Raw genomic sequence first — 25,436 nt, 5'->3', positions numbered from 1 at the left:
GACGGTTAACCTCGTCTTGACCATAGTCCCGCACGGTGTCGCCATGAGCGCGCAGTCGTTTCTTTCCGTGCACGAGGCACGACGTCTGTTGAGCCTGCGCGGCCCTGCGGACGTCGATGGGCTGACGGCGGCGTTCCGCGTCGCCGTGAAGGCTGTTCACCCCGACCGTCCCGATGGGGACGCCGAGCGGTTCAGAAAAACGGTCGCCGCCTACCGCCTGCTGCAAACGCAACTCCCTGCCCTGCCTGCGCCTGTTCGCGTGGAAAGCCGCGCCGAGACGCTTCCTCGGGCGCATCATGCCGTGCCGCCTCTGATCGTGCTGACGCCCATGCAGGCGCTGACCGGCGGAACCGTCTCCGTCAAGGCGTCAGGACGCCGGTTGCTGGTTCATGTCCCCCCCGGGGTGCGAACGGCGGATCGCATTCGCCTGAAGGGCGTCAAGGGACTGATCCCGGTCCTGATCCGCCCTGCCGATGGCCTGTCGGTGCTGGGCGCGGACCTGTTCATGGATTGGCCGATCGCATCCCGCCTGATGCGAGACGGCGGGCGGATCGAGATCGACACCCACGCCGGGCCGCAAGCGGCCTGGCTGGTGCCCGACATGACCGCGCCGGTTCGTCTGCGCCTGCCCGGCCTGGGCCTGCCCGCACGCGGTCGGCGTCCCGCCGGCGACCTGTTCGTGAAGCTGATTCCCTCCGACGAGCTGCCCTCGGCGGCCGAGGACATGCTGCTTCGTTTCACTCGGGTCTGGACGCCGCAGCGCATGGCGGCTTAAGCCTCGCCGTCATGTCGCACAACACCTTCGGCCATCTGTTCCGCATCACCACCTGGGGCGAAAGCCACGGCCCGGCCATCGGCTGCGTCGTCGACGGCTGCCCGCCGCTGATCCCGCTGACCGAAGCCCACATTCAGCCCTGGCTGGACCTGAGAAAGCCCGGCGGCAGCCGCTTCGTCACCCAGAGACAGGAGGCTGACCAGGTCCGCATCCTGTCGGGCGTCTTTGATGACGGAAACGGTCCCGTCACGACCGGCACGCCGATCAGCCTGATGATCGAGAACACCGACCAGCGATCCAAGGACTATGGCGAGATCGCCCGCGCCTTCCGTCCCGGCCATGCCGACTACGTTTATCAGAGCAAATACGGCGTGCGCGATCATCGCGGCGGCGGCCGCTCCTCGGCGCGCGAAACGGCCAGCCGCGTGGCGGCGGGCGCCGTCGCCCGCAAGGTGCTGGGCGAGAGCATCCGCATCCGCGCGGGGGTGGTCCAGCTTGGCCCGCACCGCATCGCCGACGACGCCATCGACTTCGGCGCCGTCTACGACAACCCCCTGTTCGCCGCCTCGGCCGAGGTCGTGCCCGCCTGGGAAGAGTATCTGGACGGCGTGCGCAAGGCCGGCTCGTCCATCGGCGCCGTCGTGGCGCTGGAGGTCACGGGCCTGCCCGCCGGCTGGGGCGCGCCCCTCTACGGCAAGCTGGACGCTGAACTGGCTGCGGGCCTTATGTCGATCAACGCGGTCAAGGGCGTCGAGATCGGCGCCGGCTTTGCCGCCGCCGAGCTGTCCGGCGAGGACAACGCCGACGAAATGCGTATGAGCGCTGACGGCCAGCCGGTCTTCCTGTCGAACAAGGCAGGCGGAGTATTGGGCGGCATATCCACCGGCCAGCCCCTGACGGCGCGGGTGGCCTTCAAGCCGACGTCCTCCATCCTGACCCTGCGCCAGTCGATCAACCGTGACGGCGAGGAAGTCGAGCTGCGCACCAAGGGCCGCCACGACCCCTGCGTCGCCCTGCGCGGCGTGCCGGTGGTCGAGGCCATGGCCTCCATCGTCCTGGCCGACGCCATGCTGCGGCATCGGGCGCAGATAGGCTGAAAGAGGCCTACCCCGCCCGCTCGGCTTTTACCCGGATCTCGACGCCGATGGCCTTGGACACCCAGTCGCCGCCCGCGTCGGACGCCATGCCCATGTTCAGCGCAGTGCGGTCCAGCTCCAGCCGGCCTGCGACCGTGGCCGTCCCGCTCGCCTCGTCGAAGGTGAAGGGCAGGACGACCGGGACCGTCGTCGCCTTGATCCGCAGGGTTCCGGTCGCCTCATAGCGGTTTCCGCCCAGCGCCTTGAACGCCGTCGCCTGGAACCGGGCTGTCGGATAAGTCCCGGTATCGAACCATTCGGCGCCCGGCAGGCTGCCTTCCTGAGTGGCGTCGCCCGTCTTCGCCGAACCGGTCTGGATCGTCACGACGGCTTTCGAGCCTGCCAGATCGGCCGGGTCGAACCAGACTTGCGCATCCCACTGCTCGAACTGGCCGGTGAAGGCCTTGCCGGCGTGGGTTCCGGTGAACTGGATGCTCGAACCGGCCTTGTCCACGGTCCAGGCGGCCGCCGTGCCGGGTGTCACAGCGGCGTCAGCCGCAGGCGCGGCGGCGGGAGCGGATGCCGCCGCCTGCCCTTCCGCCTTGGGCGCAGGCTTGGCGGCCAGGCCGAAGGCGACGCCGATCACGACCACGAAGGCCACGCCCGCCAGCCGCTCGGCCCAGCGCACGGCCGGCGTCGGCTCGGGCGCTACGCCGTGGCTGTCGTCGCCGTGCGGCAACATCGGGATCATGTGCGAGAGGACGCCGTCGCGATCCAGGAACTGGTGCTTCAACGCCGCTCCGACGTGAAGAACGATTAGGATGATCGCGCCCCAGGCCAGCTTGCTGTGCGCGCCCATGGCCATCCAGGCGATCGTGCGGCGCGCGGCTTCGGAGGCGTGCTCGATGAAAGGCAGGTGCGGAATAGCGAATAGGCCGAACCAGCTGGTCGCCACGGCCAGGGGCGTGTCCGTAACCACGGCCCAGCCGGTCGAGACATAGGCCCACCCCGTCAACGGCAATGCCAGCATCAGGGCGTAGAAGGCGGCGTGCGTCGCCCTCGCGGCGAACTGCTCCCACCCCTTCATGGCGCCCGGCAGGGCCGGGACCGGATGCGTCAGTCGCCACACGATCCGCAGCACGGTCAGCGCCAGGATCAGAAACCCGATCGACTTGTGAATCTGAAAGACGCGATAGGCCAGCGCCTGGCTGCCCGGCTCGGCGATGGCGTCGCTCATCCACCAGCCCATCGGGATCATCGCCAGCAAGGCGATCGCGATGACCCAGTGCAGTGCGATGGCGACGGCGCTGTAGCGGTTGGGCCTCTCGGTCCGAAGACGGGCGATCATGAAATGTCTCGCGGCAAGCGGTGCATGAGAGGGGCGGAGCCTTAAGGCCCCGCCCCTTATAGCTTATCCCAAGCCGTCAGGCAGCCGGAGCGGCCGGGGCGACTTCCTTGATGAACTCGGCGTCGAAGCGAATGGTCACCTCGTCGCCGACCGGGCCCAGCGGCATGCCGAAGTCGGTGCGCTTGAACTTGCCTTCAGCCGCAAAACCGATGGCAGGCGCCGGCACGAAGGGGTGCTTCTCCAGGTCGCCGTTGAACGTGGCGTCCAGGGTCACCGGCTTGGTGACGCCCAGGAAGGTCAGGTCGCCCGTCACCTTGGCCGTGCGCGCGCCCGTCAGCTCGACCTTGGTCGATTTGAAGGTGATCTGCGGGAAGGCCGTGGCGTTCAGGAAGTTCTTGTTCTTGGCGATGTCTTCGCTCCAGCTCTTGAAGCCGGTGGCGGCGTGGGTGCCGACGTAATCCCCCTGATAGTTGGCGTCGACCGAGGTCGGGTCGATGGTCGCCTCGACCGTGCTGTTGGCCAGGTTGGCGGTGTCCAGCGTGATCTTCGCGTCGAACTTGTTGAAGCGCGCCGTGTAATTCGAGATCGAATTGTGCGGCAGCGACCACTGCAGCGAGGCGTGGGTCGGGTCCATCACATAGACGCCCGACGTCGCCTTCAGCGCGACCGGAGCGGTCGAGGCGGCGTCGGTCGTCGGGGCGCCGGCGGTGTCGGCGGGCTGGCTGCAGGCGGCCAGCAGGGCGGCGGCCGAAACGGCGATCAGGGCGGGTTTGATCTTCATGGGGGAGAAAACCTCAATCAGGCGGTTGAAACGATAACTGGACAGAAGGTCCGCAAACAGGTCGTGTGTCGGCTCGGCCTCGCCGTCGCGACTGCAACAGTATAAGTTGCCATTAACGCGCTTCAAGTCCCCGCATCACGAAAATCGTCATTCAGCTCACGAAAGCAGGATTGAGGTGCGCCCGGCGGCGACGGCGCCTATCCTCGCGACTCACATGACCATCCGCCGCCTCCCCCCCGAAACCGTCAACCGCATCGCCGCCGGCGAAGTGGTGGAACGCCCGGCCAGCGCCATCAAGGAACTGGTCGAGAACGCCATCGACGCGGGCGCCCGCAGCATTGAGATCCAGGCGGACGGCGGCGGCCTGACCCGCATCCTGATCGCCGACGACGGCAAGGGCATCCCGCGCGACGAACTGCCCGTCGCTATCGAGCGCCACGCCACCTCGAAGCTTGAGCCCGACGACGCAGGCGACGTGGACCTGCTGCGCATCTTCACCCTGGGCTTCCGGGGCGAGGCCCTGCCCTCCATCGGCTCCGTCGCCCGGCTGAACATCACGACCCGCGCCAAAGCCGAGGCGGGTCAACCCCAGAACGAGGCCTGGGCCGTCTCCGTCGAGGGCGGCGCCCAGCGGCCCCTGTCGCCCGCCGCCTTCCCTGGCCCGCATGGCGCCCGGGTCGAGGTGCGCGACCTGTTTTACGCCACCCCGGCTCGGCTGAAATTCATGAAGTCCGAGCGGGCCGAGGCCATGGCCATCTCCGAAGAGATCAAGCGCCAGGCCATGGCGCACGAGGCCGTCGCCTTCACCCTGTCATTGGACGGCAAGACCACGCTGCGCCTGCCCGCCGAACATCCGGGCGACGAGGGGCGGCTGAAACGTCTCGGCGCGCTTCTGGGCCGCGACTTTGAGGCCAACGCCCTGCTGATCGATCAGGAGCGCGACGGCGTGCGCCTGTCCGGCTATGCGGGCCTGCCGACCTATTCGCGCGGCAATGCGGCGCACCAGTTCCTGTTCGTCAACGGACGGCCGGTGCGCGACCGCTTGCTGCAGGGCGCCCTGCGCGGCGCCTACGCCGACTTCCTGGCGCGCGACCGGCACCCGGCGGCGGCCCTCTTCATCGACATCGACCCGCTGTATGTCGACGTGAACGTTCATCCGGCCAAGGCGGAGGTGCGTTTCCGCGATCCGAGCCTGGTGCGCGGCCTGATCGTCGGCGCCCTGCGCCACGCCCTGCACGCGGCGGGGCACCGCGCCTCGACCACGGTCGCCGCCGACGCCTTGTCAGGGTTCCGGCCGCATACGGGCGAGGCCCTCTACAGCCCGGCCGCGCCACAGTCGTTCAGCAGCGCCGCGCCGGGCTGGAGCGGCTGGCAGGGTTGGTCGCAACCGGCCGCCGCGGCCCAGAACCTGCCGGGCCTCAACGAACGATCCGCCCGCGTCGAGCATACGTGGAGCGGCGAAGCCGCCGCCCCTAGCTTCCGCACCCTGGCCGAGGTCCAGGCCGAACACGCGGGCCAGATCGCGCCCGGCGCCCAGACGCCGGCGGACCTGATCGATTACCCGCTCGGCGCCGCCCGCGCGCAGTTGCATGGCACCTACATCGTGGCCCAGACCCGCGACGGCCTGGTCGTGGTCGATCAGCACGCCGCCCACGAACGCCTGGTTTATGAACGGATGAAGGTCCAGATGGCCGAGGGGGCGGTCACCCGTCAGGCTCTGCTGACCCCCGAAGTGGTCGAGCTGGATCCCGCCGAGGCCGAGCGCGTCGCCGCCAAGGCCGAGGAATTGGCCGAGATGGGCCTGATCGTCGAGGCGTTCGGCGCGGGCGCGGTGCTGGTTCGGGAAACCCCGGCCCTGCTGGGCGACACCGACGTTCAGGGCCTGATCCGCGACATCGCCGACGACCTGTCGGAACACGGCGCCGCCCTGTCGCTGAAGGAGCGCATGGCCGAGGTCTGCGGCACCATGGCCTGCCACGGCAGCGTCCGCGCCGGCCGGGTTCTCAGCGCCCCCGAAATGAACGCCCTGCTGCGCCAGATGGAGGCCACGCCCCACTCCGGCCAGTGCAACCACGGCCGCCCGACCTACGTCGAACTAAAGCTCAACGACCTCGAGAAGCTGTTCGGGCGTCGCTGATCCAACCACCCCGCTCATCCCGGCGCAGGCCGGGATGAGCGAATAAGGGCGGTATGACCTACAGCATCCTCTTCGTTTGCCTCGGCAACATCTGTCGTTCGCCGCTGGCCGAGGCCGCCTTCCGCGAGGAGGCGCGGCGGCTGAAGCTGGATGCGATCGTCGATTCCGCCGGCACGGGCAGCTGGCACGTCGGCTCTCCCCCCGATGCCCGCGCCCAGGCGGTCGCCCTCAGAAACGGCGTCGACATCTCGGCCCTGCGGGGCCGCCAGGTGAAGCCCGCCGACTTCCGCCGCTTCACCCATCTAGTGGCGATGGACCACGACAATCTGTCGACCCTGCGCCGCCTCGCGCCGCCCGGTGCCACGGCCGAACTGTCCCTGCTGCTTGATCACGTCGAGGGCCGCGCCGGTCAGGCCGTGGCCGATCCCTATTTCGGCGAGGACGACGGCTTCGACGTGACCTGGGCCGACGTCACGGCCGGCGCCGGCGCTCTGGCCGCCGAGCTTCGACGCCTCAGAGGCTGAGCGCCTCGACCAACTCGCTGGCCTTGCCGCCTGACACCACCTCCCCGCCGGCGATGGCGTAAAACACGCCGTCCACGCTGGCCGCCGCCAGGCCGTGCCGGGGCGTCCGCATCGCCGGACCGGCCGCCCAGGCGTCGCGGGTCGGCTCATAAATCCAGGTCTCGGCGAAGACCCCGCCGCCCGGCCGGTCGAACCATTCTCCGCCGAAGGCGACCAGCCTGCCGCCCGCCTCGGCCATGGCGAGGCCGCCGCCGACCTGCTTTCCGGTCGCCGGCGAGGCCGGGATCGGGGCCAGGGTGTCCCAGCGGTCTTCGGCGGGATCATAGCGGTCCAGCCGCCCCGTTCCGCCGCCATCCACCGTGCGGCCGCCGGCCACGAACAGCTTGCCGCCCAGCACCGCGCCCGCCGCGCTGTTGCGGGCCATCGGCGCCGGCCGCGCCTTGTCCCAGCGGTTGGCGGCGGCGTCGAAGACCAGGTGCGTCGCCACGTCGCCCTGATCGTTCCACTGGCCGTTCGCTTCGCCCTTGGGCGAGCGGCCGGTGATCAGGTGCACCTGGCCGTCCAGCGACAGGCCCACGGTCTCGCACAGACGCTCGGGCATCTGGCCGACCTGGGCCCAGACGCCTCGGTCGATGGCCCAGACATCCGTCATAGCGGTCCACTCGCCGCCGTCGCGCCGGTCATAGCCGCCGAAGGCCCAGACGCGCCCGGCCGCCGCGGCCAGCATCGGGTGATGGCGCGGTTGCGGCAGGCGCGGCCCCTCGCTCCAGCGGTCGGCCCTCGCGTCATAGACGGCGGTTCGATCATTGATGTGAAGTCCGCCTGTGGCCGAGCGCACCAGGCCGCCGGCGACCGTGATCTCGCCGTCCAGCGCTGCGCAATAGATCTCCTGCGTCGGCCACGACATCGAGGCGCGGGGCGTCCAGCCGGTTTCGGCACAGGCTACGGCGGGCGCAACGGCGACGGCGGCGCTTGCGGCGAGGAAGGTGCGGCGGTGCATGGTCATGCGGCCAAGCCTAGCCGTCGCCGCCTCCGCGCGCTAGAAGTCCGACCCGTCCCCCAATGGGATCGCACCATGTTTGAGATTGTAGCCACGGCATAGGCCCGGACGCTGATCGTCCAGAGGCCTCCTCAGCCCGCCCCGCGCCTCGTTGCGCCGGGCGCGTGTTTTCTCGTGCCTTGGAAATCTCAATCCCATGAACCTGTCACGTGCGGAGCAACGCACGCTCCACGCCCTGGCCCAGGGCGGTCGCATCCTGCTGGAACGCGACGAACAGGGCCGCATCCTGGCCGCGCGCTGCTTCACCCGCGAAGGCTGGGTGCTGGACGGCTGCAACCTGGATCAATGGCGCAGCCTGAAGCGCAAGGGCGTCATCAAGTCCCGCAACGGCGGCCCCTATGTCGTCAACCGCGAGGGCCTCAGCCGCCTGCGCAGTCGGGCCGACAACCGGACTTCAGGCCGAAGCTTCTGACGCCCTGAGGAACAGGACGCGCGCGGCGCCGTAGTCGCGCGCGTCCAACCGCTCATAGCCAGGCGTATCGATGTCGGGCTCGTCCGAGCCGCGCTCGAACACCACGATGGCGCCCGGCGCCAGCCAGCCGCCCTCCAGCAACCGCGCCAGCGTCTGTTCCCCCAGCCCCTTGGCGTAGGGCGGGTCCAGAAAGGCCAGGGTGAAGGCCTCGCCCGCCGAACCGGGGCGCGGTCCCAGGTCGGTCGCGCTGCGTCGATGCACCCGGCACCGCCCGAACAGCCCATAGGCGTCCATGTTCTCGCGGATCGCGCCGCGCGCGCCGTCGTCCGTGTCCACGAACAGGCAGAAGGCCGCCCCGCGCGACAGGGCTTCGAACCCCAGCGCGCCCGATCCGGCGTACAGGTCGATCACCCGCGCCTCATGCAGCCCCTCGGCCCACGGGGCGTGCTCCAGCACGTTGAAGATCGCCTGACGCGCCCGATCCGAGGTCGGACGCGTGTTCTGCCCCTCGGGCGTGACGATGGCGCGCCCTTTCAGGCTGCCAGCTACGATGCGCATGGATCAGCCGCGCCCGCGCGGGCCGCCGCGACCGCCGCCGCCCGAAGGCTTGCCGCCGAAAGGCCTGCCGCCAGAGGGCTTGGCCCCGAACGGCTTACTCCCGAACGGCCTGCCCTCGCCGCGAGGCCCGCCGGGCCGGTCGCCCGACCGCTCGCCAAAGCGGTCGTTAGGACGCGCGTCGGAACGCCCGCCGGCGCCGCTCGGACGGCCGAAAGGCTTATCGCCGGGCTTGCCGCCCGGGCGGCCGCCCTTGGGCGGACCGCGACGGTCGTCGATGAACTGGTCGGCGCGCGGTTCGCGCGGCTTGAACGGGCGGCGCGGGCGGTCGTCGTTCCCAGCGCCTTCACCCTCGCCCGGACGGGCGCGCGGCTTGAAGCTCTTGGAATGCTCGAACTTCGGCTTGGCCTTGGCCCAGCCGTCCTTCTTGGCGGGTTTGCCGAACTCGGCGCCCTCTTCGGCCGCCGTTTCAGCGGCGCGCACGCGGCTGGGCTTGCGCGACGGGTCGGACATGGCCGAGCCGGACTTGCCGCGCACGATCGGCGTGCCGGTGCGGCGGCCGGGCGTAGGCGCGGGCGTTTCGACCGTGTTGCCGGTCGGCAGGTTCTCGGGGCGGATATGCTCGGCCAGCATCTCGCGGATCACGCGCGGCCCGACTTCTTCGACCGCGCCGACCGGCAGGGTGCCGAGCTGGAACGGACCGTAGGCCAGGCGGATCAGGCGGTTGACCGTCAGGCCGACGCTCTCCAGCACCTTGCGGACCTCCCGGTTCTTGCCCTCGGTGATCTGGACGCTGAGCCACAGATTGGCCGAGGACTTCTCGCCGTCCGCCTTCTCCTTGGCCTTGTCGATGGTGGCCTCGACCGGACCATAGCGGATCCCGTCGACGACCACGCCGTCCTTCAGCTTGTCCAGTTGCTCCTGGGTGATGCGGCCGCGCGCACGGGCGCGGTACTGACGCACCAGGGCGGTATCCGGCAGTTCCAGCGCCCGGCTCAGTTCGCCGTCGTTGGTCAGCAGCAGCAGACCCTCGGTCGCCAGATCGAGGCGACCGACCGAAATCACGCGCGGCAGGCCGCTGGGCAGGGCGTCGAACACATTGGGCCGGCCCGCCGGGTCGTTGTGGCTGGTGATCAGCCCCGCAGGCTTGTGATAGCGCCAGACGCGCGTCGCTTGCGCGGCGCCGATCGGTTTGCCGTCGACGGTGATCTTGTCGTCGCGCTTCACCAGCACGGCGGGCGTGTCCAGGATGCGGCCGTTCACCGCCACCTTGCCCAGACCGATCAGCCGTTCGACCTCGCGGCGCGAGGCGATGCCGGCGCGGGCCATGACCTTGGCGATTCGCTCGGTGCGCTCGGGCGCCTTGGCTTCCGCTCCAGGCTTGCCCCCCGAACGGCCCTCGGCGCGGTCGCGGGGCTTCCCGCCCGGCTTGCCGTCCTTGTCGAAGGGCTTTCGCGGGCCCTTGTCGGCGAAATTACGGGGACCGCGCGCACCGTCGTCTTGACGGGAGCGGGGCTTCTTGTCGTTGTCTTTGGGATGGCGATCCATGATGAGCGGTTCATGAGCATGGCGCTCGATCTGGCGCAAGCGGCGGCTGAGGCTGGCGAGGTGCCGGTCGGGGCCGTGATCGTGGACGAAAACACCGGCGAAGTGCTTGGGCGCGGGCAAAACGGGCCCATCACGGCCCATGATCCGACCGCTCATGCCGAGATCATCGCGCTGCGCGATGCAGCGGCGACGTTGCAGAATTATCGCCTTACGGACCTAACCCTCTATGTCACCCTGGAGCCGTGCGCCATGTGCGCGGGCGCCATCAGCCACGCCCGCATCGGCCGGGTGGTCTGGGGAGCCGACGATCCCAAGGGCGGCGCCGTGCTGCACGGCGGGCGGTTCTTCGACCAGCCGACCTGTCACTGGCGGCCCTCGACCGAAGGCGGCGTCCTGGCCGGCGCGGCCGCCGAGATGCTTCGCGGCTTCTTCCGCTCCCGGCGGAAACCCCGGGCAGGAACGCCGGGCGACACCGGGCGTTGAAGCTCCAAGCTTGACCTTGAGAGGGCCTCCATTGCCGACCCGCACCCTATGGCCGACCGTCGCCGTTTCCGCCCTCGTTCTGTTGTCGGCCTGTGGGCAGGAGCCGCGCGAGGCGCCGACCGACGGCGACGCGGTGCGCCAGCGCGCCATCGACGCCCAGACCGCCCGCCGACGCACCGGCGCAGAACTTCAGGACCGCGCTCTGAACCGCGTCATTCACGCGGTTTACCTCTGCAACAACTCCGAGCGGCTGTCGGTCGATTTCGACAACCCGCGCCAGATGGCGACCGTGCGCAACTCCAACGGCGAAGCGGTCGATCTGTATCAGGAGCGCGCCGCTGACGGCATCTGGTATCGCGCCTCGGGTTATGAACTGCGCGGCAAGGGCGTCATGGCGACATGGAGCGCCGCCAATCGCGAACCGACGGAGTGCCGGGCGGTCGACTAGGCCTCCGCCGCGCCCTCTCCGATCAGGAAGGCGCGCACCGCCTCGGCATCGACGTCCTTATCGGTGAAAGCCTCGCCCACGCCCCGCGCCAGGATCAGCGTCAGACGCCCGCCCTCGGCCTTCTTGTCCCCCGCCATGCGCGCGATCAAGGCGTCGGCGGCGAAGCGATGATCCACATCCGACAGCCGCGTCGGCAGGCCCGCCGCGCGGATGCCCGCCTCTGCGCGGTCGGCCTCGGCGGCCGGGCACAGACCCTGCTGCGCCGAATAGCGGAAGGCCAAGGCGCAACCCAACGCCACCGCCTCGCCGTGGGTCAGGGTGTCTGCGAAAGCCAGCTCGGCCTCCAGCGCGTGGCCGAAGGTGTGGCCCAGGTTCAGCAGGGCGCGGCGGCCCGCCTCCTTCTCGTCCTCGCCGACGATCTGGGCCTTGATCTCGACCGAGCGGATCACCGCCCTCTCCAGCGCATCCGGGTCGCCGCTTGCGCCGGCCGCGCCCTCCCCGCCAAGCCAGTCGAAAAAGGCCGCGTCGCAGATCAGGCCGTGCTTCAGCACCTCGGCCCAGCCTGAGCGCACCTGACGTACAGGCAAGGTGGCCAGCGCCTCGATGTCCGCCAGCACCCGGCGCGGTTGGTGAAAGGCGCCGATCAAGTTTTTACCGCGCGGCGTATCGATCGCCGTCTTGCCGCCGACCGAGGAATCCACCTGAGCCAGCAGGGTGGTTGGAATTTGCACGAAATCAATGCCGCGCATGAACAGGGCGGCCGCCAGGCCGGCCAGGTCGCCCACCACGCCGCCGCCCAGGGCGACGACCATGCTCTTGCGGTCCAGCCCCTCGGCCAGCAGGCGATCGAGAACAGCCTCAAGCTGTTCAAACGACTTGGAGGCCTCGCCAGCCGGGACGGTCGCCAGCCCGGTCTCCAGACCCGCCGCCGCCAGGGAGGCGCGCACCGTCTCGCCGTGAATGGCCGCCACCGTCTCGTCGCTGACGATGAAGGCCCGCGACGGCTTCAGGGCGGCGACCTCGGCCCCCGCCGCCTTCAGCAAGCCACGCCCGACCACGACCTCATAGGGGGCGAAGGCGCCGCCCGCGACCGGGATCGTCGTCGTCATCGCTTGGTCTCCTGCCGCCCGAACCGGCGCAACTGTTTCAGAATGGCGTCCACGGCCTGACCGTGCGAGCCGCCGCCCACATCGACGGTTACATCGGCCTGTGCGTAGATGGGGTAGCGCGCCCGCGCCAACTCGTTCAGCGCCACCAGCGGGTCGCGCCCCCGCAGCAGGGGCCGCGTATCGCGCCGGCCTACACGTTCGGCGATCACCTTCAGATCGGCCCGCATCCAGACGCTGACAGCGTGTTGCTTCATCAAGGCGCGCGTATCGGGGTTGAGCACTGCGCCGCCCCCGGTGGCCAGCACGATCGGCGGCCCTTCCAGCAGGCGGCGCATCACCCGCGCCTCGCCCGCCCGGAACTCGGCCTCGCCGCGCGAGGCGAAGATCTCGCTGACGGTCATGCCCGCCGCTTCCTCGATCACCTGATCCCCATCGGCGAACGGTAGGCCCAGCCTTTGGGCCAGCCGTCGCCCCACGGTCGATTTCCCGACGCCCATCAGCCCCACCAGGGCTATGGTGCGGACAGAAGACAGCGGGAAGGAATCAGGCGAGGCGTCGGAAGGCATGGCTCCTATACCCTCTACACGAGACGCCGCCCGGCTCCACACCTCAGAAGAGACGACCTGACACGGCATGACACCGCAGATCGAAGCCTTCCTTGAGATGATGGCGGTCGAGCGCGACGCCTCGCCCCATACGCTGGCCGCCTATGGCCGGGACCTGGCGGATGCGGAAAACTGGCTGGGCGACGGGGGCCTGATGGCTGCGCCGCAGGAGGCGCTGGAGGCGTGGTTCGCTGATCTGTCGCGGCGCGGGCTGTCCGCCGCTACCGCCGCGCGCCGCCGCGCCTCGGTGAGGCAGTTCTACCGCTTCGCCCTGGGCGAAGGCTGGCGGGCCGATGATCCGTCGCGCCGTCTCGATGCGCCCAGGCAGGGACGCAGCCTGCCCAAAACCCTGAGCCGCGACGAGGTCGAGGCCCTGCTGGCCGCCGCCAGCGCCCACGACGGCGCAGCGGGACTGCGCCTGATCGCCCTGGTCGAGATGGCCTACGCCTCGGGCCTGCGCGTCTCCGAACTGCTGGCGCTCAAGGTCGAGGCCGTGCGCCGCGATCCGGCCTATCTGATCGTGCGCGGCAAGGGCGGCAAGGAGCGTCTGGCGCCCCTCAACACTGCCGCGCGGGAAGCCATCAAGGCCTGGCTCGACGCCCGCGACGCTGCGCGCAAGCCCGGCGCGCCCGACAGTTCGTGGCTGTTCCCCTCCCACGGCAAGAGCGGCCATCTGACGCCGCGCCGCTTCGCCCAGCTGCTGGATCAGGCGGCCGTTTCCGCCGGGATCGACCCGTCGCGCGTCAGCCCCCACGTCCTGCGCCACGCCTTCGCCACCCACCTGCTGGAAGGCGGGGCCGACCTGCGCGTAGTCCAGACGCTGTTAGGCCATGCCGACATCTCGACCACCCAGATCTACACCCACGTCGCCACCGACCGCCTGTCCCAGGTGGTCCACGCCAACCATCCCTTGGCGAAAGACGACTAAGCGCCCATACTCCCGGCATGGCGCGCACCTTCTACGTCAAGGCGATCTGGGACCCCGAAGTCGAGGTCTGGTGCAGCGAATCCGACATTCCGGGCCTTGTCATCGAAACCGCGACTCTGGCCGAGTTCGAAAGCCTGGCCCGCCAGTTCGCCTCGGAGCTCCTGGCTGAAAACCTCGACATCCACGGCCCCGTACCCATCCGTTTTGAGGCGTCAGGCGGCTTTGAGGTGCTGGCGGCTTGATCGCGCCAACCGTGCGTTGTCTGATCGCGCTCGATGCGATGATCTGACTGCATGGCCAAGGACTTCTATCCCGAACTCGCAGCTATGCTTTACGCCGCGGGCTGGCGACGAATGGATAGCGCCAAGGGCAGCCACGAGAAATGGCGACATCCCGATATCGGCCACGCCGTGATCGTGCCTCGCTCCAAGAGCCGACACACGGCAAACAGCGTCCTGAAACAGGCGGGTCTTCCCAAAGCCTTCTGAACCCGCGCTTGCTCCGAAGCGTTCGGCGCTCTAGGTTCCGCCGCCTTCCGTAGCGCAATGCGCGCTTCCTCCTCACGGACGCCCAATGGCCACGCACTATCTCGAATTCGAAAAGCCGATCGCCGAACTGGACGCCAAGATCGCCGAGTTGTCGCTGCTGGCGCCGACCAGCGGATCCTTCGAGACCGAGATCGCCGCCCTGCGCAAAAAGGCAGACGCCATGCGCACGAAGGCCTACGCCAACCTTGACCCGTGGATGCGCACCCAGGTCGCGCGCCACCCGCAACGTCCCCACTTCATCGACTACGTCGACGGCCTGTTCACCGACTTCGTGGAACTGCACGGCGATCGTCAGTTCGGCGACGACCAGGCGATCCTGGGCGGTCTGGCCCGTTTCCGCGGCCAGCCGGTCGTGATCATGGGCCATGAAAAGGGCCACGACACCCAGACCCGCATCATCCACAACTTCGGCATGGCCCGCCCCGAGGGCTATCGCAAGGCCGTGCGCCTGATGGACATGGCCGAGCAGTTCGGCCTGCCCGTCCTGACCTTCGTCGACACCGCCGGCGCCTATCCGGGCCTTGGCGCCGAGGAGCGCGGCCAGGCTGAGGCCATCGCCCGTTCGACCGAGCGCGGCCTGACGCTGTGCGTGCCCTCCATCGCCACGGTGACGGGCGAAGGCGGTTCGGGCGGCGCCATCGCCATCGCCGCCGCTAGCCGCGTGCTGATGCTGGAACACTCCATCTATTCAGTCATCTCGCCGGAAGGCGCGGCGGGCATCCTGTGGCGCGACGGCTCGCGGGCCAAGGACGCGGCCAATGCCATGAAGATCACGGCGCCGGACCTGATCGAGCTGAAGATCGTCGACCGCGTGATCCCCGAGCCGCTGGGCGGCGCCCACGCCGACCGCGAAAAGGCGATCCAGAACGTTGGCCAGGTGCTGGAAGAAGAACTCAAGGCCATGTCCGGCCTGTCGGCCGAGCAGTTGAAGAAGCAGCGCGCCGACCGTTTCTACGCCATCGGCCGTCTGGGCTGATCGGACGCGCGAGCCGTTGCAAGGCGGCTCGTCGGCGTCGAAGCTGCGCCGATGCGATTCGTCCAAGGTTCCGTAATGCGTGATTCGAGGCTCTCATGCGCAGCATGAACGGGGTCGGCGAAACCCTGCGCGAAAGTGCGGTCTTCAACTTCGATGGGGCGATGACCATGGTCATCGACGACTCCCCCTTCGCGATGGAGCTGACGACTCAGGCTCTGCTAGGGTTCGGCATCAAGGTCCGCCATGCGTGCGCCCAAGCGGCGGAAGCCATCAAGGTCCTGCAGACCCACCCGGTCGATCTGATCCTGGTGGACTGCGAAATGCCGGGCATGAGCGGCTATGAGTTCGTGCGTTGGCTGCGTCGCTCGGGGCTGGAACCGAACGCCTATGCGCCCGTCATCATGACCGCCGCCCACGTCCGCCGCTCCAAGGTGTCTGAGGCGCGCGACTGCGGGGCCAACTTCCTGATCACCAAGCCGTTCAGCGCCGGAGTGCTGCTGGAACGCATCGTCTGGGTGGCGAAGGATAATCGCCCCTTCCTGGGGGTCGGCGACTATTTCGGCCCGGACCGTCGCTTCAGGGAGGAACCCTGGCCCGGTCCCGAGCGTCGTTCCGAGGAGATCCGCAAGGCGGAATTCGAGGCCCAGCGAAGAGGCTCGATCAATCTATGACCGTCATCACGCACAATCGTCGTCGCTCGCGCCTGTCGACCCTGATCGACCAGCCCGGCGGCGTCAGCGTCGGAACCGCGCTGAAGCAGGCGCGCGCCAACCTGGCGGAATATGAGACCCGCAGCCGGGAGGTCATCGAGGAACAGGTGTCCGCTTTGGCGGGGATGAAGCCTCCCTCCAGTCCCGACGAAGCCTCCGCCGCGTTGGATCAGGCCTATGCCCGCTCCAGCGCCGTGATCGATGCGGCCGGGCCGTTCGAGATGAAGGACATCTGCACCGCAGCCGCCAATCTGTGCGATCTGATCGACGCGGCGCCGGAAGATCAGGCGTTCGACTGGCGCATCGTTACTGTCCACGCCCAGGCGTTGCGCCTTCTGCTGACGCTGCCGAGCGAGGCCGACGACGCCCGCGCCCAGGTGCTGGACAGCCTCAAGGACGTGCTGAAGGCCAAGGTCCCCGGCGCCAAGGACTAAGCTCAGTCAGGTTTGAGGGGCCTGCGTCCTGGCGCCGCGCGTCTGTTTGCGCCACAGGGCCGCATATTCCCCGCCCTGACGCGCCACCAGCTCATGGTGGGCGCCGCGCTCGACCACGCGGCCCGCCTTGAGCACCAGGATCTGATCGGCGTCGGCCACGGTGGACAGGCGGTGCGCCACCACCAGGGTCGTGCGCCCTGCCCTCGCCTTGCGCAGCGTCTTCTGAATGGCCGCTTCAGTGCGGCTGTCCAGGGCGCTGGTGGCCTCGTCCAGGATCAGGATGCAGGGATCGGCCAGCAGGGCGCGGGCGATGCCGACACGCTGGCGCTCGCCGCCGGAGAGCTTCAGACCCCGCTCGCCGACGCGGGTCTCCATGCCCTCGGGCAGACTGCGGATGAAGTCGGCCAGTTCGGCGCCCTCGGCTGCGGCCCAGATCGCTGCGTCGTCCGCATCAGGACGGGCGAAGGCGATATTGGCGGCGATGGTGTCGTTGAACAGCGCCACGTCCTGCGGCACCAGGGCCACGGCGGACCGCAGCGACGCCTGGGTCAGGCCGCGCGCGTCCCGACCGTCGATCAGCACCGCGCCTTCCTGTGGGTCCAGCAGGCGCAAAGCCAGTTTGACGATCGTCGACTTGCCAGCGCCGGACGGCCCCACCAGGGCGGTCGTCGTGCCGGCGGGCGTGACGAAGCTGACGTCGTCCAGCCCCGCCGCCCGCGCATCATGCCGGAAGCCCACATGATCAAAGACGATCTCGGCGCCGCCACCGCTCTCAGGCCGGGTCAGGGCCGCGGCGTCGGGCGCGTCCGCCACCTGCGGCGCTTGTCGCGTCACCTTAAGCATCTCCTCCATGTCTATGAAGGACTGGCGGATTTCTCGATAGGCGAAGCCCAGGATGTTTAGCGGCGCATAGAGGGAGATCATGATCAGCACGGCGGCCGTCACATCGCCCGGCCCCATCCGTCCGGCTGCCGCCTCGAACCCGGCCATGACCGCCATGACGCCCAGGCCGACGTTCATGATCAGGCCCTGAATCAGGTTCAGCGCCGCCAGGGAGGTGTTCGCCTTCAGCGAGGCCTGAACATAGGTCGACAGGGATCGGTCGTAGGCCTCGGCCGCGCGGCTCTCGGCGCCGAACGACTTGACCGTCTCATAGTTCAGCAGGGCGTCCACCGACAGGCCCGCCGCCTCGCTGTCGGCGGCGTTCATGGCGCGCCGGTGCTCCAGCCGCCAGTTGGCCATGGCGAAGGTCGTGATCGCATAGACCATCACGACCGCGACTGCGACCGCGCCGAAACGCCAGTCGTATTTGCCGCCTAGCACCGCCGCCGCCAGCAGCAACTCCAGCACTGTCGGCCCCAGATTGAACATCAGGATGCGCAGCAGGAAGTCCACCGCGCGCGAGCCCCGGTCCATCACGCGCGACAAGGCGCCGGATCGCTTGGTCTGGTGGAAGTCCAGCGACAGGCTGAGGGCGTGGGCGAAGGTCTCGGCGGCCGTCTTTCGCTGGGCCGCCGCGCGCACGGGGGCGAACACCACGTCCGACAACTGCGGCGTCGCCGCTGACAGGAAGCGCACCACCGCCCAGCCCACGGCGAAGGCGGCGAAGCCCAGCCCTACGGACGCCGCGGGCCCCTGATCGGCCGCCAGATGGTTGACCGCCGCGCCCAGCACCAGAGGGGCGAGCACGCCTAACCCCTTGCCCGCCAGCGTGAGCAGGATCGCGCCCGTCACGCGCCAAGGCAGTTGCGGCGCGCCGGACCGCGCCACCACGCCAATCAGGTTCTTCAGCGCCTCCAGCGTCGGCGGCGCGTCCTGCTGAGAGGGATCGACGCCAGCGTTCATGGCCTTGGTCGCGACATCGCCGCGCCGTCCCGAGCGTTCACCCCGCATCGCCGCGCTCCGCCGTCGTCATGCCATCGAGGCGGAACCGGACCGCCACTTCAGTTCAGGCTCGCCACAGCGTCGATGAGGGCGTCCACCGCCGCCTCTTCGGTCGCCCAGGAACAGACGAACCGCACCGAACCGTCGTCGAACTGATAGCAGGCCCAACCAGCGGCGTTCAGCGCCTGATGCGCCTCGTCAGGCATGCGCACGAAAACCGCATTGGACTCGACCGGATGAGCGAGAACGAAGGACGTCCGGGCCTCGATGCCGTCCGCCAGACGCTGGGCCATCAGATTGGCGTGGGCGGCGCCCGACAACCAGTCGCCGCTTTCCAGCAGACCTAACAGCGGCGCCGCCAGCAGCCGCCCTTTGGACGCCGTCTGACCCGCCTGCTTCAGCCGGTTGTCGATCCGCCGTGTCAGGCCCTTGTCGAAGATGACCAGCGCCTCGACACAGTGGGCGCCGGCCTTGGCGCCGCCGAACGACAGGACATCCACGCCCAGCCGCGCGATATTCTTGGGGTCGAAACCCGCGGCCACGGCGTTGGCCAGCCGCGCCCCGTCCATATGGACGCCAAGCCCCGCGCCTTTGGCCGGCTCGATCAGGTGACGAAGCTCTTCCTCGGAATAGACGGCGCCGTACTCCGTCGCCTGGGTCAGGCTGAGGGCGGCCGCAGGCTGGCGGTGGCCGACGACAGGCTCTTCCAGAGCGGCGTGCAGCGCCGCCACGTCGACCTTGCCCGAATAGCCGGGCAGACCGATCAGGCCGACGCCCTGACCGAAGAAGCCGGGCGCGCCGGTCTCATCGGTGCAGATATGGGCGGCGTGGTGGGCCAGCACCGCCTCATAGGGGCGCGCCAGCATCGACAGGCCGATGGCGTTGGCCGCCGTACCGCTGAACAGGAAGCGCACCTCGGCGTCGGCGTCCAGCGTCTGACGGATCAGGTCGGCGGCTCGCGCCGAGGTCTCATCGGAGCCATAGGCCCGCGCGAACCCGGTATTGGCCGCAATCAGGCTCTGGAGCGCCGAAGGCGCCATGCCCGCCGTATTGTCCGAGCCGAAATCAAAGCGCACGGGTCACTCTCCCCCTCGGCCGGACGATCCGTCCTGAGCCGCATCGTTTTCCAGCGGGGCCATGACGACCCGCGCGAACTTGGCGTCCTTCGCCGGCACCTCGACCTGGTGCGGGAAGGGAATCTCGATACCGGCCTCGTCCAGCGCCTCCTTGCCCGCCTGCATCAGGTCGGACTGGGTCTGCCACCAGTCGGCGTTGTTGACCCAGGCGTGCAGGGTGATCTGGACCGAGCTGTCCAATAGACCCGTGACCCCGGTCCACGGCGCCGGATCCTTCAGCACCCTGTCGTTCACCCTGGCGACTGACGCAAGAACGGCGCAGGCGTCCTTCAGGTTTTCGCCATAGCCCACGGTGAATTTGATCTCGATCCGGCGCGTCCGCTGGCCCGTCACATTGACGATGACGTCGCTCAACACCTTGGAATTCGGAATGACGATCTTGTGGTTGTTGGCGTTGGTCAGCTGGGTGGTGAACAGATCAAGCTTCTGCACCGTTCCGGAGGCGCCGCCCACGTCGATGGCCTCGCCCACGCGATAGGGACGAAGGATCAGCAGCATCACCCCCGCGGCCACATTCGACAGCGTCCCTTGAAGAGCCAGGCCGACCGCCAGCGAGGCGGCGCCCAGAACGGCGATGATGGAGGTCGTCTGCACGCCCAGACGCTGCAGTACGGCGATCATGCCGATGATGACGACCACCACCCGCACAATCTGCACCATAAAGGCCAGCACCGTGGGATCGCGCCGCACCAGCCGCGTCCGGCCCAAAATCTTCCGCGCCGCCCCCGAGGCCCAGCGCGCAGCGAGCAGGGTCAGGACGAAGATGATCGCCGCAATGGCCAGGTTGACCGCGAAATCGCCCAGCAGATCCATAGCCTTGGCCAGGATAGCGGCGTCCATGCTCAGCCTCTGCTCGCCGGCGGCCATCACCTGAGCCAGGGGCTCGGCCAGCACGACGGGACTATGCAGGAAATTCATGAGCATGAACCGGGTCTAACGCACGTGGAGCCGATTGGAAGCCCCGACGCTCAAGCTTTTTCACCGGCGCTGACCCGACCGCCGCCGCGCTCGATGGCGTCCAGCAGATCGAGCACCGTCTCGAGCGTATCCGCCTCGCGCGCGGGCTTGTCCCAGCGAATGCGGCTGACGCGCGGGAAGCGCATGGCGACCCCCGATTTGTGCCTCGTCGAGCGTTGAAGCCCCTCGAAGGCGATCTCAAGAACCAGGCCGAAATCGCGTTCGGCGCGAACCGCGCGAACGGGGCCGAAACGATCGGTGGTGTGGTCGCGCACGAATTTGTCGATCTGTTTCAACTCCTCGTCGGTGAAGCCGAAATAGGCCTTGCCGACCGGCGTCAGCGCGCCTTCCTCGGTCCAGACGCCGAACGTGTAGTCGGAATAGAAGCCGGACCGTTTGCCGTGGCCCCGCTGGGCATACATCAGAACCGCGTCGATGACGTGAGGATCGCGCTTCCATTTGAACCACGGCCCTTTCGGGCGGCCAGCGACATAGGCGCTGTCGCGGCGTTTCAGCATCAGGCCTTCGGCAGCGGCGCCGACCGGCGGATCGGCCCGCAAGGCCGCCAGATCGTCCCAGGTCGCGTGGGTCAGCAACGGCGACAGCGCCAAGCGATCGCCCGTATGCTCAGCCACCAGCCGTTCGAGCCGCTCTAGACGCTCCGTCAGCGGCAGCGCGCGCACGTCCTGCTCGCCCTCGGCAAGCAGGTCGTAGGCCAGGATGGCCGCCGGATAGTCCTGCATCAATCGCGCGCTGGCCGTCTTGCGGTTCAACCGCTGCTGCAAGTCGCCGAACGGAGCGACAGCGCCGTCGCGCACGACGAGCAGTTCGCCGTCCACCGCGCCCTCAAAGGCCAGCGCCTGGATCACATCCGGAAACGCCGCCGAGATGTCATCGCCGGTGCGGGAATATAGCCGCGTCACCCCGCCTTCGCGCACAGCCTGTACCCGCACGCCGTCCCATTTCCACTCGGCCACGAAGTCCGTCGGGTCCAGACGGGGCATATCCGTCGCCTCATCCAGGGCGGTCGCCAACATGACGGGACGAAACCGGCCGGAAGCCTCGGCGCTGGGGCGCTCGCCTCGCCCTTCCAGCCAGGCGAACAGGTCGCCATAGGGCGCGCTCAGCCCATGCCAGACCTCTTCGATGTCTGCGACGTCGACCGGCGGCAGGACAGCGGCCTGCTCGCCGCCTTCCGGCGTAGGAGGCGCGCTGACGGCGTCCGGCCGCATCATGGCCGTGGCGGTGCGCGCCAGGCGCGCCGACACGCCGACGCGCAGACCGCCTGTGACCAGCTTCAACAGCGCCCAGCGCCCTTTCGGCTCCAGGGCGTTCAGCCAGCCTTCGATCAGACGGGGCGCCTCCTGCCGGCCTGCGCCCTGCAGCGCGTCCACGACCTCGCCCAGCGACGGCTCGCGGTTGGGCCGGTGGTCGGGATCGGACGGCCAGATCAGGGCGACCGTCTCAGCCAGGTCGCCCACATAGTCGTAGGACCAGCCGAACAGCACAGGATCGACCCGCGCCTCGGCGGCCTTGCGGATCATGGCCGGCTTGGCTGCGGAGAATGTCAGGTCGCCGGTCAGCGCCGCCAGCGCCCAGCCCCGATCCGGATCGGGCGTCGACCGGAGGTAATCGCGCAAGAGAACCAGCTTCGCCTTGCGCGACGCAGTCAGCGACAGTCGATCAAGCAGTTCGGCGAAACGGCGCAAATCGGCTCCTGAGATTCGGTCGTGGCCTTACGGAACGCCGAACCTCGCAAGCGTTTCCGTATCCGTCAGGCGGCTTCGCTCTCGACTGACTGTTGAAGCGCGGGCCGCCCGCCCTTGGCCTGGGTCATAAGGCCGGCAAGACTGCGGAAATCGATCGGCTTGTTCAGGTAGGCGTCGGCTCCAGCCGCCATACCGGCTTCGTGGTCCTCGTTCCGGGCCGACGCCGATAGCACGACGATCGGCGTTTCCGCGTTGGCGCCGCCCGCGCGGATCAGACGGGTGGCGGTCAGGCCGTCCATGACCGGCATGTTCACGTCCATGATGATCAGGTCAAACGCCTGATGTTGAGCAATATCGACCGCCTCCTGGCCGTTTTCAGCCGTCGTGGTGCGGCGTCCGGTCGAGCCCATCCACGCCTCAAGGATCATGCGGTTGACCGGGTGATCCTCGACGACCAGCACCTTCATGCCGTCCGGTTCGATGCTATCGGAGTCCGCGTCGGCCTGAGCGGCCTCATCTTCCCAGCAGACGACCTCGCCCTCGACAGCGAAGGTGAAGACCGACCCCGAGCCGACCTGGGACTGCACCGTGATATCGCCGCCCATGATGTTGGCCAGGCGTCGCGAAATCGTCAGGCCCAGACCCGTGCCGCCGAAGCGTCGTGTCGACGAAGCGTCGATCTGGGTGAAGGGCTGGAACAACTGATCCATGTCGCCTTCTGAAATCCCTGCGCCGCTGTCGTGAACCGCGAACTCGAACGCCACGCGGCGCTCGGAGATACGGCGGCTTCGCGTCACGAAGCGGATGTCGCCGCTCTCGGTGAACTTCACCGCGTTGGACAGCAGGTTCTGCACCACCTGACAGACCCGCAAGGGGTCGCCGCGCACGACGGCAGGCGTATCGCCCTCGAACTCGGACACGAACCTCAGCCCCTTGGCCTCGGCCTGCGCCTCGAAGGGGCCGACGATGCGGCGGTGAAGGTCGTCCAACTGGATGTCGATGGATTCGAAGTTCATCCGCCCCGCCTCGATCTTGGTCATGTCGAGGATGTCGTTAAGCAGGCTGAGCAGATTGTCGCCCGAGTTGCGGATGATCGCCAGATATTCGCGCTGGGCGCCGTCCAGCCGCGTCGCGCTCAACAGCTGCGCCGCGCCGAGCACCCCGTTCATCGGCGTGCGCAGTTCGTGAGAAATGACGCCGAGGAAGTTCGATTTGGCTTCATTGGCCGCGTTCGCCTTGTCCCTGGCCGCCTCCAGCTCCTCGATCAGATGCGCCTGGTGTTCCTGGAAGGCGCGGATGCGTTCCTCGCGCAACATGGTCATCGTCACGAGGACGAACAGCGAGGCCGCCGTGAACGGCGCCAACATGAGAAAGGGCCAGAAGGCCGGATCGCCGATCAAGGTCACAGCGATGATCGCCGCCGCGACGCCGTAGGGCGATGAAATCACAATGGCCTGCTTAGGCGAGCTGCGCAGTTGGGCGAAGACCAGCACATAGCCGGAGATCAGCAGTGCGATCGCCAGTTCGCGGCCGAAGAGCGAGTCCGAAAACCAGGCCATAAGGGGCGCCGCCGCCCAGGCGGCCGTCGTCACAGCGCCCACAATCGGGAAGATACGGTCCCACCCGGCCTCAGCGTTCTGGCTGCGGCTGATCCGCTTTTCCGCCACGCCGCGCAGGGCCCCGGCGGCCAGGGTTCCGGCGAACCACAGCAGGCCATGCAGCAGACCCACGGTGGCGATCAGCCCCACGGCCCAGCTGGTGATGATCAGATAGCGCAGATAGTGGGTCTGCAGGATGGCGGACAGAGCCTGGGCGGCGCTGCCGGCCTCCTGGCTTTCAAGCCCCTTCCCTATTCCTTCGGAACCCACCATGGCGACGCCCCCGCTCGCTGCAATATGCTTCGGGGGCGGACGCTATGGCCAAAAGTTCTAAGACGATATGAATGCGGAGAACTACGTAATCCCAAATCGGTGAATATCAGCCCGCGGCCTCGCCCGGCGTCTGGGCGCGGATGGACAGGGCGTGGACCGGGCCGCTGAGCTCGTCTTTCAGAGCCGTATTCACCGCCCGCTGACGCGCGACGCGATTCATGCCTTCGAAGGCGGTGGAAACGATCCGCAGCTGGAAATGACTTTCCCCGCCGTCCTGGGCGTCGATTCCCCCTTCGTGGTGGTGGCCGGCGTGTTTCCAGCTGTCGTCCTCCAGCTCAATCACGCTCGGAGCGAAGGCCGCTGTCAGTTTTTCACGGATAATCGTCGCCACAGGGCCATTAGACATCGGTCGTTCCTTGAAGCCGTCCAAATCAGCCCTACACTTCGGAGGATGTCTGCGTCTTTTCAATACAAGCCTCGCTTTACCGATATCCGCGTGAAGCCGCCCCGGCCCGAGGAGGAACAGGCCGAGGCCGACGTCCTGCACCTGAAGCCCGGCGAGAAGCGCTGCGAGTGGCCCGACTGCTCTCGCCCAGCGACCGCCAAGGCGCCCAAGTCGCGCGAGCAGATCAACGAGTTCTACAACTTTTGTCAGGGCCACGCGGGGCAGTACAACAAGGGCTGGAACTTCTACGCCGGCATGAACGAGGGCCAGATCCGCGCGGCCCAGGAAAACGAGGCCATGACCGGCGGCCGCCCCACCTGGCAGATGAAGGCCGGGCCCCAGACGCGCGAGGCGGCCGCCTTCGCCGCCAAGTTCGGCACGAACAACACCTCAGGCGCCGGTTCATGGCGCGACAGTTTCGGCCTGTTCGGACGCAGAACCCAGGAAGCGCCGGTCGCAGAGGCCCCCGAACAGCGCATGGGCAAGCTGGAGCGCGCCGCCCTGGCGGACCTGAACCTGGAGCCGGGCGCCGACAAGGCCGCGGTGAAGGCCCGCTATCATGAGCTTTTGAAGCGCTTCCACCCGGACACCAATGGCGGCGACCGTGGCGCCGAGGTCAAACTTCAGAGCGTGATCAAGGCCTGGAAAACCTTGAAAAAGGCCGGTTACGCTTGAGGGACCTCAGCAGGCCCGCGCCGCCGGGCGAGGCCTCCACGCGGGTGACCTGCCCGCCGAGTTGAGACGAGTCCCAGATCTCCGCGAAGACGTCGGCGCCGCTTTCGCCGCGCATCACCTGGCGCGTCTCGCGGATCGCCTCAAGGAAGGTGTCGGCCTCAAGCGCAAGCATTTGAGGCGTCCGGCCGGGCGCGTCGTACACATAGCAGAAGAACTGCGGCAGCGTGGTCATCTCAGCCCCTCCCCAATGGGAGCGATGCGACAATTGTTAACATCACGCTGTGGATATTCCGAATCACAGA

Annotated in this window: 28 protein-coding genes; 14 read left to right on the top strand and 14 right to left on the bottom strand. The window is 68.4% G+C overall.

What is annotated here, in order from left to right; all coding sequences use genetic code 11:
• Positions 1-43 precede the first annotated feature (43 nt).
• Both DA69_RS04845 and aroC read left to right on the top strand, forming a co-directional pair.
• Positions 44-775 (top strand): J domain-containing protein, encoded by a 732-nt coding sequence (locus DA69_RS04845; protein WP_025977190.1) that lies wholly within the window; start codon positions 44-46, stop codon positions 773-775.
• A gap of 11 nt (positions 776-786) precedes the next feature.
• Positions 787-1,872, top strand: a complete 1,086-nt coding sequence (gene aroC, locus DA69_RS04840; RefSeq protein ID WP_025977191.1) for a chorismate synthase — start codon at positions 787-789, stop codon at positions 1,870-1,872.
• 7 nt (positions 1,873-1,879) lie between these two features.
• Here aroC and DA69_RS04835 read toward each other — a convergent pair whose 3' ends face one another.
• Both DA69_RS04835 and DA69_RS04830 read right to left on the bottom strand, forming a co-directional pair.
• Positions 1,880-3,199 (bottom strand): YceI family protein, encoded by a 1,320-nt coding sequence (locus tag DA69_RS04835; protein ID WP_025977192.1) that lies wholly within the window; start codon positions 3,197-3,199, stop codon positions 1,880-1,882.
• Positions 3,200-3,275: 76 nt separating this feature from the next.
• Complete coding sequence (locus DA69_RS04830) at positions 3,276-3,980, bottom strand: YceI family protein (RefSeq protein ID WP_025977193.1); 705 nt, start codon at positions 3,978-3,980, stop codon at positions 3,276-3,278.
• A 214-nt stretch (positions 3,981-4,194) separates the two neighbouring features.
• On the opposite strand from DA69_RS04830, the gene mutL reads away from it, so the two are divergent.
• Together mutL and DA69_RS04820 are read left to right on the top strand one after the other, a co-directional pair.
• Positions 4,195-6,117 (top strand): DNA mismatch repair endonuclease MutL, encoded by a 1,923-nt coding sequence (gene mutL, locus DA69_RS04825; RefSeq protein WP_025977194.1) that lies wholly within the window; start codon positions 4,195-4,197, stop codon positions 6,115-6,117.
• Between the two features lie 53 nt (positions 6,118-6,170).
• Positions 6,171-6,641 carry a low molecular weight protein-tyrosine-phosphatase gene (locus tag DA69_RS04820; protein WP_025977195.1) on the top strand — a complete coding sequence of 157 codons (471 nt, stop codon included), beginning with the start codon at positions 6,171-6,173 and terminating at the stop codon, positions 6,639-6,641.
• Here DA69_RS04820 and DA69_RS04815 read toward each other — a convergent pair.
• On the bottom strand, positions 6,631-7,647 hold the full coding sequence (locus tag DA69_RS04815; RefSeq protein ID WP_025977196.1) for a Kelch repeat-containing protein: 1,017 nt from the start codon (positions 7,645-7,647) through the stop codon (positions 6,631-6,633). The genes DA69_RS04820 and DA69_RS04815 overlap by 11 nt on opposite strands.
• 190 nt (positions 7,648-7,837) lie before the next feature.
• Here DA69_RS04815 and DA69_RS04810 point away from each other — a divergent pair, with 190 nt between their 5' ends.
• The gene (locus tag DA69_RS04810) at positions 7,838-8,113 is read left to right on the top strand and encodes a YjhX family toxin (RefSeq protein ID WP_025977197.1); all 276 of its coding nucleotides are present in this window, start codon (positions 7,838-7,840) and stop codon (positions 8,111-8,113) included.
• Here DA69_RS04810 and rsmD read toward each other — a convergent pair.
• Together rsmD and DA69_RS04800 are read right to left on the bottom strand one after the other, a co-directional pair.
• The gene (gene rsmD / locus DA69_RS04805; protein ID WP_025977198.1) at positions 8,096-8,671 is read right to left on the bottom strand and encodes a 16S rRNA (guanine(966)-N(2))-methyltransferase RsmD; all 576 of its coding nucleotides are present in this window, start codon (positions 8,669-8,671) and stop codon (positions 8,096-8,098) included. The genes DA69_RS04810 and rsmD overlap by 18 nt on opposite strands.
• 3 nt (positions 8,672-8,674) lie before the next feature.
• Positions 8,675-10,216, bottom strand: coding sequence for a pseudouridine synthase (locus tag DA69_RS04800; RefSeq protein WP_025977199.1), 1,542 nt, complete (start codon positions 10,214-10,216; stop codon positions 8,675-8,677).
• Between the two features lie 12 nt (positions 10,217-10,228).
• On the opposite strand from DA69_RS04800, the gene tadA reads away from it, so the two are divergent.
• Entirely contained in the window at positions 10,229-10,699 is a 471-nt protein-coding gene (gene tadA / locus DA69_RS04795; protein ID WP_025977200.1) for a tRNA adenosine(34) deaminase TadA, read from the top strand.
• Between the two features lie 31 nt (positions 10,700-10,730).
• Complete coding sequence (locus DA69_RS04790) at positions 10,731-11,147, top strand: MliC family protein (protein WP_025977201.1); 417 nt, start codon at positions 10,731-10,733, stop codon at positions 11,145-11,147.
• Here the strand turns inward: DA69_RS04790 and aroB are convergent.
• On the bottom strand, positions 11,144-12,256 hold the full coding sequence (gene aroB / locus DA69_RS04785; RefSeq protein ID WP_025977202.1) for a 3-dehydroquinate synthase: 1,113 nt from the start codon (positions 12,254-12,256) through the stop codon (positions 11,144-11,146). The genes DA69_RS04790 and aroB overlap by 4 nt on opposite strands.
• Positions 12,253-12,822 (bottom strand): shikimate kinase, encoded by a 570-nt coding sequence (locus tag DA69_RS04780; RefSeq protein WP_025977203.1) that lies wholly within the window; start codon positions 12,820-12,822, stop codon positions 12,253-12,255. The genes aroB and DA69_RS04780 overlap by 4 nt, the downstream gene beginning before the upstream one ends.
• A 67-nt stretch (positions 12,823-12,889) precedes the next feature.
• Between DA69_RS04780 and DA69_RS04775 the strand changes: the two genes are divergently transcribed.
• The 6 genes from DA69_RS04775 to DA69_RS04750 all read left to right on the top strand — a co-directional run bounded on the left by DA69_RS04775 (position 12,890) and on the right by DA69_RS04750 (position 16,457).
• Positions 12,890-13,789 carry a site-specific tyrosine recombinase XerD gene (locus DA69_RS04775; protein ID WP_025977204.1) on the top strand — a complete coding sequence of 300 codons (900 nt, stop codon included), beginning with the start codon at positions 12,890-12,892 and terminating at the stop codon, positions 13,787-13,789.
• A gap of 17 nt (positions 13,790-13,806) precedes the next feature.
• Positions 13,807-14,031, top strand: coding sequence for a DUF1902 domain-containing protein (locus tag DA69_RS04770; protein WP_025977205.1), 225 nt, complete (start codon positions 13,807-13,809; stop codon positions 14,029-14,031).
• A gap of 51 nt (positions 14,032-14,082) precedes the next feature.
• The gene (locus tag DA69_RS04765; protein ID WP_025977206.1) at positions 14,083-14,277 is read left to right on the top strand and encodes a type II toxin-antitoxin system HicA family toxin; all 195 of its coding nucleotides are present in this window, start codon (positions 14,083-14,085) and stop codon (positions 14,275-14,277) included.
• A gap of 85 nt (positions 14,278-14,362) precedes the next feature.
• Positions 14,363-15,313: an acetyl-CoA carboxylase carboxyltransferase subunit alpha gene (locus tag DA69_RS04760; RefSeq protein WP_025977207.1), complete on the top strand. Its 951-nt coding sequence runs from the start codon at positions 14,363-14,365 to the stop codon at positions 15,311-15,313.
• Between the two features lie 95 nt (positions 15,314-15,408).
• The gene (locus tag DA69_RS04755; RefSeq protein ID WP_029972498.1) at positions 15,409-15,984 is read left to right on the top strand and encodes a response regulator; all 576 of its coding nucleotides are present in this window, start codon (positions 15,409-15,411) and stop codon (positions 15,982-15,984) included.
• Positions 15,981-16,457 carry a hypothetical protein gene (locus DA69_RS04750; protein ID WP_025977209.1) on the top strand — a complete coding sequence of 159 codons (477 nt, stop codon included), beginning with the start codon at positions 15,981-15,983 and terminating at the stop codon, positions 16,455-16,457. The genes DA69_RS04755 and DA69_RS04750 overlap by 4 nt, the downstream gene beginning before the upstream one ends.
• A 6-nt stretch (positions 16,458-16,463) precedes the next feature.
• Here the strand turns inward: DA69_RS04750 and DA69_RS04745 are convergent, their stop codons facing one another.
• The 6 genes from DA69_RS04745 to DA69_RS04720 form a co-directional block, all read right to left on the bottom strand.
• On the bottom strand, positions 16,464-18,350 hold the full coding sequence (locus DA69_RS04745; protein ID WP_025977210.1) for an ABCB family ABC transporter ATP-binding protein/permease: 1,887 nt from the start codon (positions 18,348-18,350) through the stop codon (positions 16,464-16,466).
• Between the two features lie 50 nt (positions 18,351-18,400).
• Entirely contained in the window at positions 18,401-19,417 is a 1,017-nt protein-coding gene (locus DA69_RS04740; protein ID WP_025977211.1) for a threonine aldolase family protein, read from the bottom strand.
• Between the two features lie 3 nt (positions 19,418-19,420).
• Complete coding sequence (locus DA69_RS04735) at positions 19,421-20,401, bottom strand: mechanosensitive ion channel family protein (protein ID WP_025977212.1); 981 nt, start codon at positions 20,399-20,401, stop codon at positions 19,421-19,423.
• Positions 20,402-20,445: 44 nt separating this feature from the next.
• Positions 20,446-22,143, bottom strand: coding sequence for a cisplatin damage response ATP-dependent DNA ligase (locus DA69_RS04730; RefSeq protein WP_025977213.1), 1,698 nt, complete (start codon positions 22,141-22,143; stop codon positions 20,446-20,448).
• A 65-nt stretch (positions 22,144-22,208) separates the two neighbouring features.
• Entirely contained in the window at positions 22,209-24,014 is a 1,806-nt protein-coding gene (locus tag DA69_RS04725; protein WP_025977214.1) for a response regulator, read from the bottom strand.
• 106 nt (positions 24,015-24,120) lie between these two features.
• The gene (locus DA69_RS04720; protein ID WP_025977215.1) at positions 24,121-24,420 is read right to left on the bottom strand and encodes a BolA family protein; all 300 of its coding nucleotides are present in this window, start codon (positions 24,418-24,420) and stop codon (positions 24,121-24,123) included.
• Positions 24,421-24,465: 45 nt separating this feature from the next.
• Between DA69_RS04720 and DA69_RS04715 the strand changes: the two genes are divergently transcribed.
• Positions 24,466-25,134 (top strand): J domain-containing protein, encoded by a 669-nt coding sequence (locus tag DA69_RS04715; protein WP_025977216.1) that lies wholly within the window; start codon positions 24,466-24,468, stop codon positions 25,132-25,134.
• On the opposite strand, the gene DA69_RS04710 is transcribed toward DA69_RS04715, so the two are convergent.
• Positions 25,094-25,366: a hypothetical protein gene (locus tag DA69_RS04710; RefSeq protein WP_025977217.1), complete on the bottom strand. Its 273-nt coding sequence runs from the start codon at positions 25,364-25,366 to the stop codon at positions 25,094-25,096. The genes DA69_RS04715 and DA69_RS04710 overlap by 41 nt on opposite strands.
• Positions 25,367-25,436 lie beyond the last annotated feature (70 nt).

Origin of the sequence: Brevundimonas naejangsanensis (assembly GCF_000635915.2) — a bacterium.
Taxonomy (GTDB): Bacteria; Pseudomonadota; Alphaproteobacteria; order Caulobacterales; family Caulobacteraceae; genus Brevundimonas; species Brevundimonas sanguinis.
This window is presented reverse-complemented; position numbering and strand designations above follow the sequence as displayed.